The following is a 19,817-nucleotide window of genomic DNA, read 5'->3' on the forward strand; positions in this document are numbered from 1 at the left end:
ACCATGGAGCTCTACTGGCCCTACCTCCTCGCCGACTACTACCGTTTTCTGGAATATCTGACGGCGGCGGTCGCGGTCATCATCCTCGTCTCCAGCATCGATGACCTTTTTATCGACGCGGTGTTCTACGCCCGCTCCATTGTGCGGCGGCTTACCGTAGAGCGCCGCTACAAGCCGCTGACGCCGGACCAGCTTCACGGCCGGCCAGAGCAGCATATCGCCATCATGGTGCCGGCATGGCTGGAAAGCGATGTAATCGCGGCGATGATCGAGGGCATGGTCGGCACGCTCGACTATCGCAACTATACGGTTTTCGTCGGCACCTATCGCAATGACGCGGCGACCATCAACGAGGTCGAACGCATGCGCCGGCGCTATCGCCAACTGGTGCGCGTCGAGGTGCCGCATGACGGGCCGACCTGCAAGGCCGACTGCCTGAACTGGGTCGTCCAGGCCATCTTCGCCCATGAAGAGCGGCACAATATCAACTTTGCCGGCACAATCCTGCATGACAGCGAGGATGTGCTGCATCCCCTGGAGCTGCGCTTCTTCAACTATCTCCTGCCGCGCATCGATCTGATCCAGATCCCGGTCAACTCGCTCGAGCGAAACTGGTACGACCTCGTCGCCGGCGTCTATATGGATGAATTCGCCGAGTGGCACGGCAAGGACATCGTCGTGCGCGAGACGCTGTCCGGCATGGTGCCGTCTGCCGGCGTCGGCACCTGTTTTTCGCGCAAGGCGCTGCTGACGCTCTCGGCCGAAAGCAGCAATCAGGCCTTCAATACCCAGACTCTGACCGAAGATTACGACATCGGCATGCGGCTTGCCGAGCACGGGATGCGCTCCATCCTCGCGCGCTTTCCGGTGGACTACAAGGTCAAGCGCAAGACCTGGTTCGGTTTCGGCCCCGAAAAGGAAAAGACGCTGCGGATGGCGCTTTGCGTGCAGGAATATTTTCCCAACACCTTCCGAACCTCCTATCGCCAGAAAGCCCGCTGGTCGCTTGGCATCTGCTTTCAGGGTTGGGCCTATTTCGGCTGGCATGGTTCCTTGATCGACCGCTACTTCATGCTGCGCGACCGCAAAGGCGTGGTCACCGTCTACGTGACCATGTTCGCCTATGTACTGGCGCTGCAATATATTCTTTTCCAGCTCGGATTTTCGCTGGGCCTTCTTCCGGGCGGTTATCCGCCATTGCTGTCCGTCCAGGGCTGGATTGGCGACGTGCTGATCCTGAACGCTGTGGCCCTTCTGCTGCGCGTGATCCAGCGCTTCTATTTCACCGCGCGCACATTCGGCTGGGAGCATGGTCTTCTCGCCATCCCCCGGATGATCATCGGCAATTTCGTGAACTTCATGGCCATGTCGCGGGCATGGAACCAGTATCTCAATCACCTTTTCACCGGAAAACGGTTGGTCTGGGACAAGACCATGCATGACTTTCCCACCGGCGACGGACTGGTGGACCGGCAGACGAAACTCGGTGAACTTCTGCTCTCCTGGCATGCCATCAACGCCACCCAGCTGGAGTCGTCTCTCGATGCACAAAAGGCACGGCGCGTGCCGCTCGGCCGCATCATGCTGGATGAAGGCTGGCTTGAAGAGGATGTGCTCGCCGAGGCCGTCGCCTATCAGTCGGGTCTCGATCTGATCTCGGTGACGGAGGAAGACCTGGTTGCCGCGCGTGACCGGTTCAGGCCGGATTTCTGCTTCGCCTATCGGGTTCTGCCACTCGTTGACAAGGAAGACGCCGATCGGCTGGCGCTGGCCTCGTCCCTTCCGCTGTCGGAGGCGGAGCTTGATGCCGTTACGGCGCGGCTCGGCTACCAGCCGCAGCGTTTCATCGTGCGCGACCGGGAGCTTTCCGGCGGCCTGCGTTTGCTTGCGGCAAGAGGACGGTCTGCCGAGCCATTCGGACCGGAGGCCTTTGAGGCCCATATTCCTCTACTGGGCGATATCCTGGTCGAGAACGGCGCGATCTCGAATGAAGCGCTGCAGAAGGCGCTTGTCCATTACGAGCCGGAGCGGGACGGCCTGATCGGCGCCTATCTGATAAGCCACGACCTCGTTTTCAGGGACGCCATTGAAAGCGCCCTTGAAGAGCAGCGGGCGCGGATCGCAAGGGCGCGCGGAACTGACGATGAAAGTCAAAATCAGGACGACGCGCCAAACGAACGGGAGGCCGATGCATGAGGCCGTTCCGCCGCACAACCCTGCTTGCTGCAACTGCGATATTTCTGCAGGCCGTGGCGCCGGCCGCAGCCTATGACATGGCCAGAGATGCCGCCGCGGTCCGCATCGAATATCTGCCGCTCTCCGGTCCGCCGCTTCGCCTGTACCAGAACGCCAAAAAGGCGCTTGCCGCCGGCAATCCGCAAAAGGCGATCACGGATCTCAACGAGGCGATTCGGCAAAGACCCGATTCCGGCGAGCTCAGGACAGCGCTCGTGGAAGCGCTTCAGGCCGCCGGCCGCAACGATGAGGCGCAAAGGATCGCACGCGCGGCCGCAAACGACATGCGCATCGACGCTGCGACCCGGCGCTGGCTTGCGGCCAAGTCTGTTTCCGGGAACATCGCTGACAGGGAGGTCGCGGAGACGAGGAAGGCCTCAAAGCCGCCGGCTGCCACAAAGACGAACAGCAACGGCGAAGAGGCTCCGGCCGCACAGGCAAAAGACGAAGGGCTTGACGATGATGCCCTCAGCCGACTTTCCGCACTTGCCGACAGGATCCGGCGGGAACGCGCCGACGAGGCTGCCGCCGAAGGCGCGGCAAAGCCGAGCGTTGCCGCAAAACCCGATAGCGAAACCTTAGAGGATCCAGCCGGAAAAGCGGAAGAAGCCGCGCTTGACGACGACGCCATCCGCCGGCTTTCCGAGCTCGCTGCGAGGCTCCGGCAAGAGGGCGCGGAAAAGGCCGACAGCGGCGAAAGCGCGGAAGAGCCCGGGAAACCGGAAACCGCGCCCCTGACGACGAATGACCCGGCCTACAAGGCTGCCGACGCGGCTTATCGCGCCTATGAACGCGGCGATTATGAAAAGGCGGTTGCGGATGCCGAGGAGGCGGTGAGGAAAGCGCCGGATAACGGCGACTATCAAAAGCTTCTCGACAATGCCCGGGCTGCGCTCGTCCAAGCGTCGGGCAAGGATATGGCCCGGCAGAGTGGTCAGGCTTCGACGAGCGGCACTGGGCTTGACGATGAAACCCGCCGCCTGCTCTCGGAGCGCGCCGCCGCGATAAGGCAGGAGCAGGCCGCTGAAAGCGAAGCCAAAAAACTGCCCACAACGGTGCCGGCCACCGATGACCCGGCTTACAAGGCCGCCGACGCCGCCTATCGTGCCTATGAACGCGGCGCCTATTGGCAAGCCGTTGCCGATGCGAAAGAGGCCGTCCGGCTTGCGCCGGCCCATAGCGATTATCAGGCGCTGCTGGAAAACGCCGAAAAGGCGCTTGCGCAAACCAATGCGAAACCGGCTGTTTCCTCGCCCGCGGCAACGGCTGCTCAGGAGGCCTATACGGCGCTAAGGCGTAACGATGGCGAGTCTGCCCTGCGTTATGCACGGGAGGCCGCGCGCAATGCGCCCGATAACCAGACCTACCAGGTTCTGCTGATCGATGTTCTCAACCGCAATGATATGCTCGAGGACGCGCTGCGCGTCGCCGACGCGGCAATCGCGCGGTTCGGCCCGGACCGTACCCTGCTCGGTCAGCGCGGCGTCATCCGGCAGCAACTTGGCGACCAGGCGGGGGCCAGGTCGGATTTCGAACAGGCGCTGGCTATGCCGGGACCGGCGGGCGATGACGCAAAGCTCAGGCTCAATCTTGCCGCCGCCGCGATGGCGACGGAGGCGCCCGAACTTGCCTATGAGGCGCTGCAGCCGCTTGGCGACAGCGATGATGCCGAAGTGTGGCTGGCGCGTACAAAGGCGCTGACGGCCATGGAAGCATACACGGCCGCCGCGACGGCGCTCGCACAGGCCGAGGCAAAGGCCGCCACGGACCGCCAAAAGGCCGGTATCACCGTTGCCGGGCTGGACCTTCTCATGGCCCGAGATGGCGGCCGGAGCGCCCGTTCCGCCCTGCAAAGCGCGCAAGCGGAAGGCCTGCTCGCGCCGCTCGGCGCGACCGAGACGGCCTATCTCGCGGCCCGCCTCGGTGACCGACCACTTGCCTATGATGCCTTCAGCGAGGCCTATGCCGCTGGCGCGATCGAAGGCAGGCAACTGATCGATGCGGCTTATGCCGCCCGGCGCGACTACCACAATGACGATGCCGTCTTCTGGCTGAAGCGCGCGATCGACGAGGCGGATGCAGGTGAACTTGCCCTTTCTCCGGAAGAGCTTTTCGCCCTCAGGCGTCAGGTCTCCGACATTTCGCGGCGCTGGGGCGCCAATATCGGCCTCTATTATGGCAGCAGCGGTATTTCCGACGCCTATATCACGCCCTCGGCCGCAGCCGGCCAAAGCATGCAGCTCGGTTCCGAGTTTTTCTGGCGGCCGCCCGTTCTCGGCTATCGCGACGGCCGCACGGTCGACTTTTTCATCCGACAATTTACGACGGTCTACGATTCGCTCGGCGGCGCAGTCGGCGCGTCGACCACGCAAGGGGCGGCCGGCGTGCGCGTCAAGCCGTTCACGAATCTCAACCTGACGCTGGAAGCCGCGCGTTACTTCAAGATCGGGCGCTACAGCCGCGACGACTATCTGTTGCGGGCGGCGATTTCGGACGGCTTCAACACCGACCTGATGCCTGGGTCCAGCGCGTGGTGGACGGGCCGGTACTACGGCGAGGCCGGCCGCTATCTCGAAAGCAACGAGGCATTTGCTCTGGCCAATGCAAGCCTTGGCCGCAGTTTTCGCTTTGGGGATGACGGCAACTTCATCATCACCCCCTTCATCGGCATTTCGGCGGACTACAACAACACCTACGCAACGGAGTTCGCGCTAGGCGCGGGGCCGGGGCTCAACTTGCGCTACTGGTTCCGCGAGACAAAATATGAGGCGCCCATGTCGTATATCGATATCAACGGTCAGTATCGGGCAAGGCTCGGCGGTGACGATAGGGCGCAAGGATGGTTCGCTTCCCTCAATCTGATGATCTGAACCGTCGCCGTTTTCTGCGGACGCTTTCGGAGTCGTTGTCGCTGGCAGCCGTGTGGGCGGCGGGACAATTTTTTATCCTGCCGCCCGCGCCCGGCGAACCGTCGGCCCACGGGCCCGTCACCGGTATCGTCTGGCAGGTCGACGCGGCGACGGCGCAACCCAGGGGGAACTGGCAGCGTCTCGGTGCGGACCATCTCCTCATTCAGTGGATCGTGGTCGACGGCATCGGCTTCGCACCGGGTCTTGGCACGAAAAAGCCGCCACGCTTGCCGGACTGGCACCGCATCGGCGCCGAGCCCTGGGCCGATCACGTCATACTCGGACTGGAGGGTGACTTTTCGGAAAACAACGCCCGTGCGAATGTCCTTCGGCTTGCCGAAGGGTCGGCCGCGGCCGCGAGGGAGAGGTTGCCCCTCAATATCGAAGGTTACTATTTTCCGGTCGAGGTGGACCCGACATGGCGCCAGGCGCCGGACGTCATGCCCGAAGCGCTTGCCATGCTGCCGCGTCCCTTGTGGATCAGCGTTTATGATAGCGCCAATATCGGCGGTGGCCCGCTTGCCGACTGGCTTGCGACTTGGCTGCCGGACGATGTCGGCGTGTTCTTTCAGGATGGCGTCGGCGTCGAGGCGCGATCGCCGGAGACCGCGCGCGCCTATGCCGATGCGCTCGCCGCCCGTCTCGGCAAGGCTCGGCTCCGCATCATCACGGAAGCTTTCCGTCCGCGCGAGGGCGGCGGCTTCCGCGCGGCCACCGCGGAGGAACTCGCCTCGCAAATCAACGCGATGCGCGACTATGTTCTCTACCTTTTCGACGGTCCACATTATATCGACGACGCACTCATTACGAGAATTTCAGGCATTCTTGCGGATGTTCATTCGGAGCCTCGGTGAGCGCTGAAGCGCGGTAGCTTCTGTTTCCTCGGTCTGCCTCCACTGAACTGCCTGCAAAAAAATCGGCTGCGCGGGAGGCAAGGTGCGACCACCTCCAGGCGGCAGAGGTTTCGTCCAGCGCGGCCGTCCGAGAAATGGACGGCGTCGTTTTTTCAGGTCAGTCAGCAGATGGACATCCGCCGCATCATTTTGAGGCGCGCCCCGGTAAATTGCCGTCATGACCGTTTGCAGCTTGCGAGCGGGCGCAGCCTTTGATATCGTTCGAAACTGATCAATATCTATGCTTCCTATCATAGCGCTTTTCGCGAAACACGATGGTCTGTGGGTCTTCCTTGTCAGGCAAGCCGAGAAAATCCCAAAATGACAAGCAACCGCAACAAACTTCAGGAAGACACGCATTTTCGCGTGCTTCGCCTTCTGCAAGAGAACCCCGAGATGTCTCAGCGTGAGCTGGCAGAGGCTGTGGGGGTCAGCGTTGGCGGAATGCATTATGTGCTGAGTGCGCTGATCGACAAAGGCCTCGTGAAACTGGGGAATTTTACAGCGGCGGAGGATAAGAGGCGATATGCGTATATTCTGACCCCGAAAGGGATCGCGCGGAAAGCAGCTTTGACTCGTGCCTTTCTGGCAAGAAAAATGGAGGAATACGAGGCGTTGAGGGAGGAAATCGAGGCGCTTAAACTCGATATGGATGTCTATGCCGCGAAGAAGTCATCCTGAATTTTTTGCGATTTTGCCGTGCTCGACCGTTTTTCAAACGGCGAACTGCTGCACGTGCCAGGTTTAATCATTGTCTTTGCCTAAAGATTTTTAAAATTGCGAGGGTCAATTGAAGAAAATATTGCTGGTATTTGGAACGCGACCGGAAGCCATCAAGATGGCGCCGGTTTATGAGGTTCTCAAACAGAGCCGGGAGCTCGATGTCCGCGTGGCGGTCACCGCGCAGCACCGTGAAATGCTCGACCAGGTGCTTCGCCTGTTCGGCATTGAGCCGGATTATGATCTGAACGTGATGAAGCCCGGGCAGGGGCTTACCGAGATCACCGCGGCGGTCCTGGCCGGACTTAAACCGGTGCTCGAAGAATTTTCGCCGGACCTGCTGCTGGTGCACGGCGATACGACGACAACGCTTTCCGCCTCGCTCGCGGCGTATTACCAGCAGATACCGGTCGGCCATGTCGAGGCTGGCCTGCGCACGGGCAATATCTATTCGCCCTGGCCGGAAGAGATCAATCGCAAGGTCACCGGCGCCATCGCCCAGCTCCATTTCGCGCCGACGGAAAAGGCCGCCTTGAACCTGAAGGCCGAGGCCGTGCCCGCCGAGCGGATTTCGATCACCGGCAATACTGTCATCGACGCTCTCCTCGACGTGGTTGAACGGCTGGAGAACGATCCGCAACAAAGCGCGGCGTTTGACGCGGAATTCGGGATCGACCCCTCCAGGCGCATGATCCTGGTGACGGGCCATCGGCGGGAAAGCTTCGGCGGCGGCTTCGAGCGCATCTGCTCTGCCCTGGCAACCATTGCCAAGCGGGAGGATGTCCAAATCATCTATCCGGTTCACCTGAACCCGAACGTGAAGGGCCCTGTCGAGACCAGTCTCGGCGCTCTTGAGCGTGTGCGGCTGATCGCGCCGCAGGACTACCTGCCCTTTGTCCATCTGATGCGACGGTCGGCCATCATCCTCACCGATTCCGGCGGCGTGCAGGAAGAGGCGCCGTCGCTCGGCAAGCCGGTCCTGGTGATGCGCGACACCACCGAACGGCCCGAAGCGGTGGATGCCGGCACGGTGAAGCTGGTTGGCACCGACGCCGACCTGATCGTTCGCGAAACCGATGCGCTGCTTAATAGCGCTGACGCCTACGAGAAAATGGCGCGCGCGCACAATCCCTATGGCGATGGCAAGGCGTCGGAGAGAATTCGCGATGCGATTCTGGATTTCTTCAATCCCGAAAAGGCTGAAAACTGATGACCGCCCGCGCTTTCAAACGTGTTTCCGTTATCGGCCTGGGCTATATCGGCTTGCCGACCGCCGCGATGTTCGCCTCGCGCAGGATCGAAGTCATCGGCGTTGATATCAGCGAGCGCGCCGTCAACACGATCAATCGCGGCGAAATCCATATCGTCGAGCCGGATCTCGACATGGTGGTGCGCGCCGCGGTCAGCGAAGGCCACTTGCGGGCCACCATGACCGCGGAGCCGGCCGAAGCCTTCCTCATCGCCGTTCCGACGCCGTTCAAGGGCGAAAACCACGAGCCCGACCTGTCCTACATCCAGTCGGCCGCGAAGCTGATCGCGCCGGTGCTCGAAAGCGGCAATCTGGTGATCCTCGAAAGCACATCGCCGGTGGGCGCCACCGAGGCGATGGCCGAATGGCTGGCGGAAGCAAGGCCCGACCTGACCTTCCCGCAGAGCCACGGCGAGGATTCCGATATCCGCATCGCCCACTGCCCGGAGCGGGTGCTGCCCGGCAAGGTGATGCAGGAACTGATCACCAATGACCGGGTGATCGGCGGCATGACGCCGGCATGTTCCGCGCGCGCGGTCGCGCTCTACAAGACCTTCGTCGCCGGGGAATGCGTGGTGGCCACCGGCCCGCGCGTGGCGGAGATGGCGAAGCTCACGGAAAACAGCTTCCGCGACGTCAATATCGCCTTCGCGAACGAGCTGTCGCTGATCTGCGACGCGCTCGACATGGATGTGTGGGAGCTGATCGCGCTCGCCAATCGCCATCCGCGCGTGAACATCCTCCAGCCCGGCCCGGGCGTGGGCGGACATTGCATTGCCGTCGATCCCTGGTTTATCGTCTCATCCGCGCCGGACTACGCGCGCCTGATCAGGACGGCGCGCGAGGTCAATGACAGCAAGCCGGAATGGGTGGTCGAGAAGGTGCGCGCCGCCGTGGGAGCCTATCTGATGGAAAACCCGGGAAAGACGGCCGCGGACGTGACGCTCGCGATCTACGGCCTCGCCTTCAAGCCGGATATCGACGACCTGCGCGAAAGCCCGGCCCTGTCGATCGCCCGTGAAATCGCCGGGGGACACAAGGGGCCGATCATGGTCGTCGAGCCGAACATCGAAGACTTGCCCAAGGGCCTGGGCGACAGTCGCCTGGTATCCCTCGAAGAGGCCAGGGCCGACGTCCACGTCATGCTGGTCGATCACAAGCGCTTCAAACAAGCCCCCCGCCCGGAAGGTCTTTTACTCGATATGCGCGGCGTGTGGCGTTAGGGGGCGGTGCAGGAACCGGTTTGTACCCCCGGCGCACGAGACAATTGACCTTCGTTATAGGTTTCAGCTGGGCCAAGTGTGCTGCACAATCTTGGGCACACTTCGTCAAACAAGCGAGTCCGCATGATCAGACAAATCATTGGCGTTACAGGAGGACGGGCCGCTTCGGCTGGGCTCAACCTTTTGGTTTCGGTCATCCTACTCACGCTCCTGACAAAAGATGATTACGGTATCTACTATTTCTATTACACGGTTATTGTCACCGCGGCACTTCTGCCCAGTATCGCGATCAACAACGGCTTTGTCTTACAATATCAGAATTCGCACCATCGCTCGGCACTGTTGTCCGGCTACCTCTTTTTTGAGCTCTCGGCTTTAGCTTTGATCGCAGCGGTGACAGTAGCGCTATGGTTGACAAGCACTGTGTCCGGGCTCATGGCGTTGGCGATTGTCAGCGGCATGTTGTTAGCGTTTTTCGATATCACGTTGAACGTGTCGCGCGCCGAACAGAACTTTACCCTATTCTCTACTCTGCAACCCCTGCGTAACATCGCCACCTTGGCCGCGATCGGCGTTGCCTATGTCATGGTCCAGCCATTGAACGTTGATTCCGTGATCTGGGCCTATCTGGCGGCCAGCCTAGTGCTCGCGGTCTTTGGGGGCGTTCAGTTGAGCGCCAAGGTCCACGCTCCCCCCACGCGGGCGGCAACGATCGAATTACTGAAAGGGTCGCGCCGGTTCTTCGTCTTTGAAATCAGCGCCTTGGTCCTGACACGGGTCGAGGTTTGGATGCTGCAGTATTTTTCGGCCAACGGAACGTTGAGCCAAGCGGATATCGCAGAATACGGCGCCGGTTTCACCCTGGCTTTTGTGTTTCCCATCATCTCGTCGTCTGTCGTGTCGGTTCTAGTCACCAAAGTCGCGCCGGGTAAAACCATTGGCAAGGCCGGCGTGCGCAAGCTTCTGGTCGCCATCGGGTTCGCCTTGCTGCTCGCGATGATCTACGCACTGTTCGCCTACCAGGTATCCAAACTGGTTGTCTCGGACGACTTCACCCAATTGCACTGGATCATTCCCTCCGTTGTGCTTGGGATGTGGATGAGCTTCTGCACCAATATCGCACGTGTCGGGCTGCTGTCGCATGACGCCGACAAATTCGCGAATCTGGTTTACACCGTTCAGATGCTCGGCGGTATCGCTGTGTCATTCGTGCTTACCGGGTCGCTTGGCCTAGAAGGTGCCGTGATCGGTTTTGTGCTGATCCGGTTTTTCGCGCTTCTTCTCATCGTGGCTCGTTTCATCCAGGAGAACAGGTAAGATGTATCAGCGTCTGAAGAAGAAACTCGAGCTGAGGTTGTTTCGCCGAAAACTCTTTAAGCAAAATAAAAGCGTGATTAAGGGCGGTGAGTTTGCCATGCTCAACAAGATTAAGATTGGTCGCTACTGCTACGTGGGGCCTGGAGCCGTTTGGAACGCCATAGGAGGAATAACGCTGGAGGACGGAGTGATCATTGGACCACGCTCGTTCCTATGGACCGAAAATCACAATCACCGAAACCGCGACACCGTTCCCTATGGTGGAGCAAACCTGCCGGGGCCGGTCCACATTGGAAAGGCAGTTTGGATCGGGGCCGATGTCCGGATTACGCCCGGCGTGACCATAGGTCAGGCTGCGGTTGTCGCCCTCGGCGCGGTTGTGGTGAGCGACGTTGAACCCTTTACGGTGGTCGGCGGCAATCCAGCCAAGAAGATCGGAATCCGCGAAGATATCGAGCACTTACAACACCTAATCGAAGGGGAGTGCTATTATATGAAAAGCAAGCTGGAAGCAGCAGGCTCATGAAAAGCATACTGCTGTTCGGATATTACGGCCAAGGGAATTTCGGCGATGACCTGATCCTCGAAACCCTCGCGGAAACACTGGCGCAGCCATACCGCGTCAGCGCAATAGCGTTTTCCGATCGGCAGAGCCATAAAACTCAGGAGTTGGTCGGGCTGCGGAAACTAAATCTGGTGCTGAAGAGGGTTATCCGGCGACGCTTCTTGTCGAAATTCAACGCGCTGTATCAAGCCATTCAGGTTGTGCGTGAGGGTCGGCATCATGACGCACTGGTATTCGGAGGCGGCACCCAAATCTTCGAGACCGTCAAAAACGGGTTTCTTCCGCTGCTGACGCAGACATTGTTCACAACCGTATTGCGGCGCTTCTACGGCAAGACAATCGGTCATCTTTTCGTTGGCATCAATAAACCCGAGACCCGTGTGGGGGCCTACCTAGTCCGCCGCATTCTCGCAGTCAGCGATTTCATTGTGCTTCGCGACCAGCGATCCTATGACGTGTGCCTTGCGCTGGGGACACCGGCTGAAAAACTCTTCCTTGCCGCCGACACGGCCTATTTACGGACTGTGACAGACCGAATTGCAACGGTCGATGGCCCCAAAAAAATCGGTGTTTCACTGTTTCCCTATTTCGCTAGGGTGGCACGGAATCCTGCAAAGGACGAGGCCTTTCTGGCCCGTGCCATCGCCGCCGTCTCTGCCGAGACCGCGAACACACCACGCGGAACAGAGCTGATATTCTTCGGCTCGCAGCCGGGTTCCGCACTCGATGATATAAAATATTTGCGCGGTGTTGCCGATAAATTCATCGCCGAGACCGGATGCCGAGCCGCCAAATTCGTGGATTATGAACGCGACACCAACGCGATGTTCGACGCCCTCGGCCAAATGGATTGCGTGGTTGCGATGCGGCTTCACATTCTTATTTCGTCCGCGATCGCGGGGGTTCCAAAGATTCTAGCTTTGCCCTATCAGACAAAGGTTTTCGAGGAAGCGAAGGCGCTGGGCCTGCCGATTATCCAGAACGACACGCCGGCAGTCACGCCCGACGCAACTGGGTCCGCGCTGGCGCACCGCAAGGAGCAATGTGAACAGGCCTTGACTTGGATGGCCGCCATGCTCGCCGACGAGCAGGACGGAACGGATTCAAAATGAAAACTGCTTTGATCACGACCGTTTTCAACGAAGGCGACAATATTGAGGCTTTCCTCACTTCGATCCGCGATCAGAGCGAGCTGCCCAATGAAGTCGTCGTTGTAGATGGTGGCTCTCGAGATGAAACGATAGAAAAGGCCCGAGCGTTTGAGACAGCATTCAGGCAAGCGGGCGTCACTTTCCGACTAATCGAAAGCAATTGCAATATTGCCGAGGGGCGCAATATTGCAGTTTCGGTGACCGACGCGGACATCATTTTTTCGACCGATGCCGGTTGTAAGGTCGACCACAACTGGTTTCGCGAGATGAAGCGTCCGTTTCAAGGGGATACCAACGTAGATGTGGTAGGGGGGAATTTTAAGATAGGCGGACCCGGATATTTTCAACGCGCTTTTGCAGTTGTTGGGCACAAGAACAAAGCACGCAACAATCCGTCGAGCCGGTCCTTTGCATTCCGTCGGAAAGCTTGGGAGGCCTACCCCTATCCCGAGAGTCTGGTTGTCCATGAAGACACAAAACTGTGTAATGAATGGAGGGCACTCGGGTTTCAGTTTGCTTATGCTCCAAATGCCCTCGTGACTTGGTTCGCGGAACCCACGATGGGGAGGTTGTTTCGGAAATTCGCCAGGTATGCGGAATGGGGCGCACGTGCGCGAGATCCAATCGACCCTTTGCGCGGATTGCAAATCCTGACCTATGTTCTGGCCATCACTGCACTTTTCGTATCCGTCTGGCTCGCGGGCTTCATCGTAGGTGCCTCGATCATTGCGCGCCTTTCCCGCCAATACTTGCGGGTTCGCCGTCAAGACCGGGCGATCGCTCCTCTAGCACTGATTCCTGGAGCAGTAGCGGTTCAGGCGACGCTCGATGCAGCGGTTATTGCTGGGACGCTGCGGGGGTTTGTACGTCGCAACGGTTCGGATAGCGCGCGCTGATGGCTATTCGTGAAGCTCTCCTTTTCCTGATCTTCCCGTTCGCGCTTGTGATCTATTATTTTTCGCACATTTCGCCGAACGCGACCTTTCATTATGCCCTTACTGCCGGCCTCGTGGGTTTCTCGTTTTTTGGTTTGCGGCGGGCAGCGATGCTGTTTGTGATCTTCATGATCTTGATCGACGACTTTCCGAAAAATTACGGCGAGGAAGCTATTGAGGCTGCGGGATTTCTGAGCCTCTACACACTCAGCATTGCTGGCCAGACCTTGTATTTGGTGCTTGCGATCTATTTCACCTTTGCCAACCTGATGGCCATGATAGCCGAGGACAGCATCAACAACCGGGGAAAGCTAATACTGACCGGCTTCTCGCCAGAGATGAAAGTGGTGCTGCTCCTCGGGGTCGTATCCGCGCTCATCGGTCTTCCAAATATTTTGGATGCGTTCCGGATTTACATTTCCGACTCGGGATTCTTCGTAAACATTCTGCTGGGTTACATGATCGTCCGGTCCATCTCGGATTCTACTGAGCGAATGGAATTTTTCTTTCGCGCTGTTATCTTCGCAATCGGAGCCAAGGTTTTCATCGTGCTGTTCGACGTCATGACTTGGTCAAGCGGGCTCGGTCTGGTTACAATTAAACCAGGCACGGACTCTTATCTGGCGATTGCAGTGATCATTTTTGCCGGACTGTCGGCGCAGGAATGGGCCGCACGGCGGCCTATCCGTCTTCTCGGCGTGATCCTCACGATCTCCGGCACGCTAGCTTACTATGTACTGACCGCTGCGAGGGGACGAATTGTGATCGGCATCTTGGCTCTTGCTGCCTATATGATAACGGTCAAGGCCCGGTGGTGGCTTGCCTATGCCATCCTGCTCACATTTGCCGCCATTGCCATCTTACGCGTCATTCCAGAACAATTCATCTTCTATCTGTCTTGGAAACTAAGCTCGTTTGGCGCCTCGGCCGAAGCCGGCGAATCGTCACTGGTGCGCCTTGTAAGTCTGCAGAACATTATCGCGCAACAATTCGCAACCGTGTACCAGTTGTTCCTAGGAACTGGCCTCGGCGGGTATTTCACCAGCAAGTATGTTCCGTTCCCGATTGCCCTGACCGACGCAGCCTTCCCGTTTTCCTGGATCATTGAGGACAAGTTCTACAGGCCGCATGGGTCGCTCATGTTCATGCTGCTCAAGACTGGAATGGCGGGGTTTATCCTATTTTACGGCACGATCGCCTGGCAGAATGCCCGCCTCCTTTTTCGCCTGCGTTCGTTAAAGGCGACACCATTTGCACTGCGACGCCTGTTGCTGGTCTGCGCACCGCTTATACTGCCGCTGATGATAGTAAATTTTTCGTCGAAACTGCAGCTGCTGACCGGTGTCATGCTGGGTTTCACCTATTTTGGTTGGCGCTCACTTCGCGCGAGGAAGGCCGCAACACCCTGACGATACGCATCTCGCTTCTTCCGCCCACCCTTCGAGCAAATCGGTGCGCAGGGCAAAGCTGCAATTCCCATGAAATCAGGATTACGATAGACAAAATGGCCTCAGAGATAAACAAAGCCGCCCTTCTGTTCGTGTCCAGTAACGACGGCTCGGACATGCGAATCACCAAGGAGGTACAAACTCTTTCAAGAGCATTCGACGTCCATTTCCTCGGGATCGGCGACAACAGTGACAGGTCTTTTGCACGAAGCTATTCCACCAGCTTCGTGCTGATCCCAGGATCAGCACGATCATCGAAAACCATCGCCAAGTTGATCGCGAATGTGATCCGCGCTCGGAGGAAGCTTTCACCGGTGAGCATTCACGTGATCAATGAGCAGCTTCTCACGGCTACATGGCCGGCCTATCTTGGTCAGCGCGTGGTATTAGATGTTTTCGATTCCGTATTTTTGCGGTTGAACAAACCAGGCAACTCTTGGTGGTTCATTAAGTGGATTTTGTATTCTCACGCTTCGCGAGTGATTGTGACGGATGAATACAGGAAGGACTTGCTCGCCTCTTTTGTCAAACCCCGAGCGGTGGTCATTCCCAATGTTCCGTTTAAAACCCAGGCCTCAACGATCATGAAACGGCGGAATGGAACGCTGACCCTGGCCTATTTCGGTTCGCTGGCTGAGAATCGGGGCACGGCTTTCGTCCGCAACCTGCTCAAGTTCAATCCTGGTTTCCGTGTGCTGTGTGCAGGCTGGCCTGCCGATGAAAGCTCGCGCCAACTCATGGAACTGCCAGCTGTTACCAATCTTGGCGTTATGACACAGGCGGAGGCCAATGAGATAATTGCTCGCGAGGTTGACTACATCGTCTCAATCTATCCGCGCGGCAACCTGAACAACTATTATGCCAGCCCCAACAAGCTTTATGACGCGATCCACACCCGAACGCCGCTAATCATCGGCGATAACGTCAAGGTTAGTGAATTCGTAGCGGAAAATGGTTTGGGTATAGTGGTCAACGAAACTCAGCTTGCCGATCCGGCGACGCTTGGCTCCTTGCTGCTTGAGAAGCGGGAGGACTTCAACATAACCTCGGAGTTGAGCGACCGCTTTTGCTGGGAGAACTTCGAAGACACGTTAATCGATGTTCATCGACGGAACCTGTGACCGAGAGCAATTTATGCCGTCCGCTGCAAAACCTCGTTTGACGATGCTCATTTAGGCAACAGCACAAAAGGCAAACAAGGCTTTCTAAAATATTTGGCAAACAACCGATCATCCGTATGGAACCGCAATGAAACAAATCCTCCAGAACCTTTCCACCGGCCAGTCCGAGCTTGTCGAAGCGCCCGTGCCGCAGGCGCGGCGGGGGGGCCTTTTGATTGACACCACCGTCTCGTTGATCTCCACCGGGACCGAGCGGATGCTGGTCGATTTCGGCAGGTCCGGTCTGATCGCCAAGGCCCGCAGCCAGCCCGACAAGGTGCGCCAGGTGCTCGACAAGGTGGCGACGGACGGGCTGATGACCACCGTCGATGCCGTGCGCTCGAAACTGGGGCAGCCGATCCCGCTTGGCTATTGCAATGTCGGCGTCGTGCGCGACGCCGGCGCGGAAGGGTTCCGCGCGGGTGACCGCGTCGTCTCGAACGGTCCGCATGCCGATGTCGTCAGCGTGGCGAGGAACCTCTGCGCGCGGATCCCCGACAATGTCAGCGACGAGGCCGCCAGTTTCACCGTCGTCGCCAGCATCGGCCTTCAGGGCATACGCCTGGCGCAGCCGACCTTGGGCGAGGCTTTCGTCGTCACCGGCGTCGGCCTGATCGGTCTTTTGACGGTGCAGATGCTGCGCGCGCAGGGTTGCCGGGTTCTGGCAATCGATTTCGATGCGGCCAAGCTGGAGCTCGCCCGCGCCTTCGGCGCCGAGACATGCAACCCGGCCGCGGGAGAAGATCCGGTCGCCGCCGGTCTTGCCTTCAGCCGCGGCCACGGCGTGGACGGCGTGATCGTCACCGCCTCCACCAAGTCGACCGACCCGATCACGCAAGCCGCACGCATGAGCCGCAAGCGCGGACGCATCGTGCTGGTGGGCGTAACGGGCCTCGAGCTGAACCGCGCCGATTTCTACGAAAAGGAGCTGAGCTTCCAGGTGTCGTGTTCCTACGGGCCGGGACGCTATGATCCCGCCTATGAAGACCACGGGCAGGACTATCCCCTCGGCTTCGTGCGCTGGACCGAGCAGCGCAATTTCGAGGCCGTGCTGGACATGCTCGCCTCGGGCGCGCTGGATGTCGCGCCGCTGATCAGTCACCGGGTGGCGTTCACCGAGGCCCCGCGCGCCTACGAGCTTCTGTCGACCGACAAGGCGGCGCTCGGCATTTTGCTGACTTACGATCATGACGCCGAAGAGCGCCATCAGCAAAGCGTCAAGCTGACGGACGCATCCGTCAGCGGATCGGGCAAGGCCGTGATCGGCTTTGTCGGGGCGGGAAATTACGCCTCGCGCATGCTGATTCCGGCTTTCAAGGCGGCAGGGGCCACGCTGCACAGCATCGCCTCCGCGGGTGGAACGAACGCCGTGGTGCACGGCAAGCGCACCGGTTTTGCCGAGGCAACGTCCGATACGGACGGCTTGATCGCAAACCCCGTCATCAACGCCGTGGCCATCGTGACCCGCCACAACAGCCACGCCCGCCTCACCGCCCAGGCGCTGCGTATGGGCAAGCATGTCTTCGTCGAAAAGCCGCTGGCCCTGACACATGAGGAACTCGACGATGTCAAAGCCGCCCATTCGGAAAGCGGCAGGCACCTGATGGTCGGGTTCAATCGCCGATTTTCGCCGCAGGTACAGACGATGAAGCGGCTGCTTGGCGCGGTGAATGCGCCGAAATGCTTCGTCATGGTGATGAATGCAGGCAAGATTCCGGCAGACCACTGGACACAGGATCCAGCCGTCGGCGGCGGACGGATCATCGGCGAGGCCTGCCACTACATCGACCTCATGCGCTTTCTCGCCGGCGCCCCGATCGTGTCGGTTGAGGCGCGCCGCATGGGCGATACCGACGCCGAGCCGGTGACCGAGGACAAGGCGTCGATTACCCTTGGCTTCGAGGACGGCTCCTTCGGCACTATCCACTACCTGGCCAATGGCGGGGCTTCCTTTGCCAAGGAGCGGGTGGAGGTCTTCACGGCCGGGCGCACATTGCAGCTGGACAATTTCCTGAAGCTGAGGGGGTTCAACTGGCCGGGTTTCAAGAAGCAGAACCTTTGGCGACAGGACAAGGGACAGACCGCTTGCGCCGCGGCCTTCGTCAAAGCGATCGAAGAGGGAGGCCCGGCTCCGATTTCTGCCGATGAACTCTTCGAGGTGGCCGAGAGGACAATCGAAGCCGCCCAGATCCTGCGCGCGCAACAATGAACCGCCTGACCAAACTGCGCGCCTATGCCGCGCTTGGCCCAGACAACATCGCGCGGGTTGCCGCTTATCGCCTGGGCCTGAAAAGCGGCTGGCATCCGGTGCAGCGCCTGAGCGCGCCGGTTGCAAGACCTCCTTTCTTTCGTGCGTCCGAACGGAAGGGCGATCTCCCCGCGCCGAATACGGCCTGGGACGATGATCTTTGGTGGTTCGGCTGGCACCGCGCGCCGCTGTCCGAGGGCCCGCCCGACTGGTTCGCCAACCCGTTCTCGCAAGCGCCTCAGCCGGGCAACACGCAGGACTGGTGGCGCATTCCTGATTTCGGCGCGGGTGATATCAAGGGGCTGTGGGAATTATCGCGGCTCGACTGGGCCGTGGCCTGGGCCACGAAATCAGCCGGTGGAGATACGGAAGCGCTGGCGCGGCTGAACCTCTGGTTGGCCGATTGGGCACAGAAGAACCCGCCCTACAAGGGACCAAACTGGAAATGCGGCCAAGAGGCCTCGATCAGGGTCATGCACCTTATCACGGCGGCCGTGGTGCTTGGGCAGGATGAAAGCCCGGAACAAGGCCTGATCGACCTTCTGATTGCGCATCTTCAGCGAATTTCGCCGACGATGTCATATGCGATCGGCCAGCAAAACAACCACGGCACTTCTGAAGCCGCCGCACTGTTCATTGGCGGCAGCTTTCTTGGGGGGCACGACCCCCGCGCTGCAAAATGGGCGCGCAAGGGCAGGCATTGGCTGGAAGAACGCTCGCAGGCGCTGATCGCACCCGATGGCAGCTTCAGTCAATATTCAGTGAATTATCATCGCGTCCTCCTCGACACATACAGCTTGGCTGAAGCGTGGCGACGGCATCGTGACCTCGAGCCATTCTCTCCTAACCTTTTCAACAGGTTGGCCGCTGCCACGCGCTGGCTTGACGTCATGGTTGACAGGCAATCCGGCGATGCACCCATAGTGGGGGCAAATGACGGCGCGCGCCTGATTCCCCTGACTGACAGCAACTACCGCGATTATCGACCCTGCGTTCAATTGGCCGCAGCCCTGTTTGAAAGCAGGGATGCGTTCGGTCACGGTCCCTGGAACGACGTGCTGCGGTGGCTGAACGTGCCCGACGGAAAAATGCATGCCGTGGAAGAGAGCGTCAGCCTGCCCTATGGCGGTTTTCATGTGCTGCGGGTGGGATCGGGCCGGGCAGTCATGCGCTTCCCACGCTTTCACTTTCGCCCGAGCCAGGCGGACGCCCTCCATGTTGACCTCTGGTATCGGGGTCAGAATCTATTGCGGGATGCGGGAACCTACAGCTACAACTCCGATTACAGTAACTGGTTTTCCTCCACCGAGGCCCACAATACTGTTGCGTTTGACGGTCGTGATCAGATGCCGCGCATAGGGCGGTTTCTATTTGGCGATTGGCTGAAGGCCGATATGGTAGATCATGTACAGAGTGACGGAACGTCTTGCATGGCAGCAGCGGCTTATACTGACGGAAAAGGTGCTCGCCATCACCGACGTCTAAAGCTAAGTTTGCAGGAGCTGGTTTGCGAGGACGCTGTCTCCGGTGATTTTCGGTCTGCGTGCTTGCGCTGGCGATTGCCTCCATATGACTGGCGACTTGAAGGCAACGTGGCATATGCGGATGGAGTGAGCATTGCTGTTTTCGTGGATGGCTCTCCGGTCACGCCAACGCTGGAGACCACCTTGGAATCGCGATATTACCTCAAGCGCCGAGAAATTCCCGTGTTGGTGACAAGTGTAGATCATCCAACCACTTTCGTGACAAAAGTAAATTTTTGAG

14 protein-coding genes are annotated in these 19,817 nt (G+C 59.3%); all 14 read left to right on the top strand.

Going from position 1 to position 19,817, the window contains the following annotated elements:
* Positions 1-3: 3 nt before the first annotated feature.
* Entirely contained in the window at positions 4-2,196 is a 2,193-nt protein-coding gene (locus V6767_RS18910) for a glycosyl transferase family protein (protein WP_448474878.1), read from the top strand.
* Entirely contained in the window at positions 2,193-5,105 is a 2,913-nt protein-coding gene (locus tag V6767_RS18915) for an NfrA family protein (RefSeq protein WP_448474879.1), read from the top strand. Before V6767_RS18910 ends, V6767_RS18915 begins: the two co-directional genes overlap by 4 nt.
* Positions 5,106-5,140: 35 nt before the next feature.
* On the top strand, positions 5,141-5,998 hold the full coding sequence (locus V6767_RS18920) for a hypothetical protein (protein WP_448474880.1): 858 nt from the start codon (positions 5,141-5,143) through the stop codon (positions 5,996-5,998).
* 360 nt (positions 5,999-6,358) lie between these two features.
* Positions 6,359-6,718, top strand: coding sequence for a MarR family EPS-associated transcriptional regulator (locus V6767_RS18925; RefSeq protein WP_448474881.1), 360 nt, complete (start codon positions 6,359-6,361; stop codon positions 6,716-6,718).
* Positions 6,719-6,839: 121 nt separating this feature from the next.
* Positions 6,840-7,967, top strand: coding sequence for a non-hydrolyzing UDP-N-acetylglucosamine 2-epimerase (gene wecB, locus V6767_RS18930; RefSeq protein WP_448474914.1), 1,128 nt, complete (start codon positions 6,840-6,842; stop codon positions 7,965-7,967).
* A complete protein-coding gene (gene wecC / locus V6767_RS18935) occupies positions 7,967-9,229 on the top strand; it encodes a UDP-N-acetyl-D-mannosamine dehydrogenase (RefSeq protein WP_448474882.1) in 1,263 nt (420 codons plus the stop codon). Before wecB ends, wecC begins: the two co-directional genes overlap by 1 nt.
* Positions 9,230-9,352: 123 nt before the next feature.
* On the top strand, positions 9,353-10,546 hold the full coding sequence (locus V6767_RS18940) for a lipopolysaccharide biosynthesis protein (protein ID WP_448474883.1): 1,194 nt from the start codon (positions 9,353-9,355) through the stop codon (positions 10,544-10,546).
* Between the two features lies 1 nt (position 10,547).
* The gene (locus V6767_RS18945; protein ID WP_448474884.1) at positions 10,548-11,072 is read left to right on the top strand and encodes an acyltransferase; all 525 of its coding nucleotides are present in this window, start codon (positions 10,548-10,550) and stop codon (positions 11,070-11,072) included.
* Positions 11,069-12,223, top strand: a complete 1,155-nt coding sequence (locus V6767_RS18950; RefSeq protein ID WP_448474885.1) for a polysaccharide pyruvyl transferase family protein — start codon at positions 11,069-11,071, stop codon at positions 12,221-12,223. Before V6767_RS18945 ends, V6767_RS18950 begins: the two co-directional genes overlap by 4 nt.
* Positions 12,220-13,158 carry a glycosyltransferase gene (locus tag V6767_RS18955; RefSeq protein WP_448474886.1) on the top strand — a complete coding sequence of 313 codons (939 nt, stop codon included), beginning with the start codon at positions 12,220-12,222 and terminating at the stop codon, positions 13,156-13,158. The genes V6767_RS18950 and V6767_RS18955 overlap by 4 nt, the downstream gene beginning before the upstream one ends.
* Positions 13,158-14,606: a hypothetical protein gene (locus V6767_RS18960; protein ID WP_448474887.1), complete on the top strand. Its 1,449-nt coding sequence runs from the start codon at positions 13,158-13,160 to the stop codon at positions 14,604-14,606. Before V6767_RS18955 ends, V6767_RS18960 begins: the two co-directional genes overlap by 1 nt.
* Positions 14,607-14,701: 95 nt before the next feature.
* On the top strand, positions 14,702-15,766 hold the full coding sequence (locus V6767_RS18965) for a hypothetical protein (protein WP_448474888.1): 1,065 nt from the start codon (positions 14,702-14,704) through the stop codon (positions 15,764-15,766).
* A 127-nt stretch (positions 15,767-15,893) separates the two neighbouring features.
* The gene (locus V6767_RS18970) at positions 15,894-18,014 is read left to right on the top strand and encodes a bi-domain-containing oxidoreductase (RefSeq protein WP_448474889.1); all 2,121 of its coding nucleotides are present in this window, start codon (positions 15,894-15,896) and stop codon (positions 18,012-18,014) included.
* Positions 18,011-19,816 (top strand): alginate lyase family protein, encoded by a 1,806-nt coding sequence (locus V6767_RS18975; protein WP_448474890.1) that lies wholly within the window; start codon positions 18,011-18,013, stop codon positions 19,814-19,816. The genes V6767_RS18970 and V6767_RS18975 overlap by 4 nt, the downstream gene beginning before the upstream one ends.
* Position 19,817 lies beyond the last annotated feature (1 nt).

This window comes from Martelella sp. FLE1502 (assembly GCF_053484255.1).

Coding starts and splice junctions, on each gene's coding strand:
- V6767_RS18910 (WP_448474878.1), top strand. CDS start 4: ATGGAGCTCTACTGGCCCTACCTCCTCGCCGACTACTACCGTTTTCTG.
- V6767_RS18915 (WP_448474879.1), top strand. CDS start 2,193: ATGAGGCCGTTCCGCCGCACAACCCTGCTTGCTGCAACTGCGATATTT.
- V6767_RS18925 (WP_448474881.1), top strand. CDS start 6,359: ATGACAAGCAACCGCAACAAACTTCAGGAAGACACGCATTTTCGCGTG.
- wecC (WP_448474882.1), top strand. CDS start 7,967: ATGACCGCCCGCGCTTTCAAACGTGTTTCCGTTATCGGCCTGGGCTAT.
- V6767_RS18940 (WP_448474883.1), top strand. CDS start 9,353: ATGATCAGACAAATCATTGGCGTTACAGGAGGACGGGCCGCTTCGGCT.
- V6767_RS18945 (WP_448474884.1), top strand. CDS start 10,548: ATGTATCAGCGTCTGAAGAAGAAACTCGAGCTGAGGTTGTTTCGCCGA.
- V6767_RS18950 (WP_448474885.1), top strand. CDS start 11,069: ATGAAAAGCATACTGCTGTTCGGATATTACGGCCAAGGGAATTTCGGC.
- V6767_RS18955 (WP_448474886.1), top strand. CDS start 12,220: ATGAAAACTGCTTTGATCACGACCGTTTTCAACGAAGGCGACAATATT.
- V6767_RS18960 (WP_448474887.1), top strand. CDS start 13,158: ATGGCTATTCGTGAAGCTCTCCTTTTCCTGATCTTCCCGTTCGCGCTT.
- V6767_RS18965 (WP_448474888.1), top strand. CDS start 14,702: ATGGCCTCAGAGATAAACAAAGCCGCCCTTCTGTTCGTGTCCAGTAAC.
- V6767_RS18970 (WP_448474889.1), top strand. CDS start 15,894: ATGAAACAAATCCTCCAGAACCTTTCCACCGGCCAGTCCGAGCTTGTC.
- V6767_RS18975 (WP_448474890.1), top strand. CDS start 18,011: ATGAACCGCCTGACCAAACTGCGCGCCTATGCCGCGCTTGGCCCAGAC.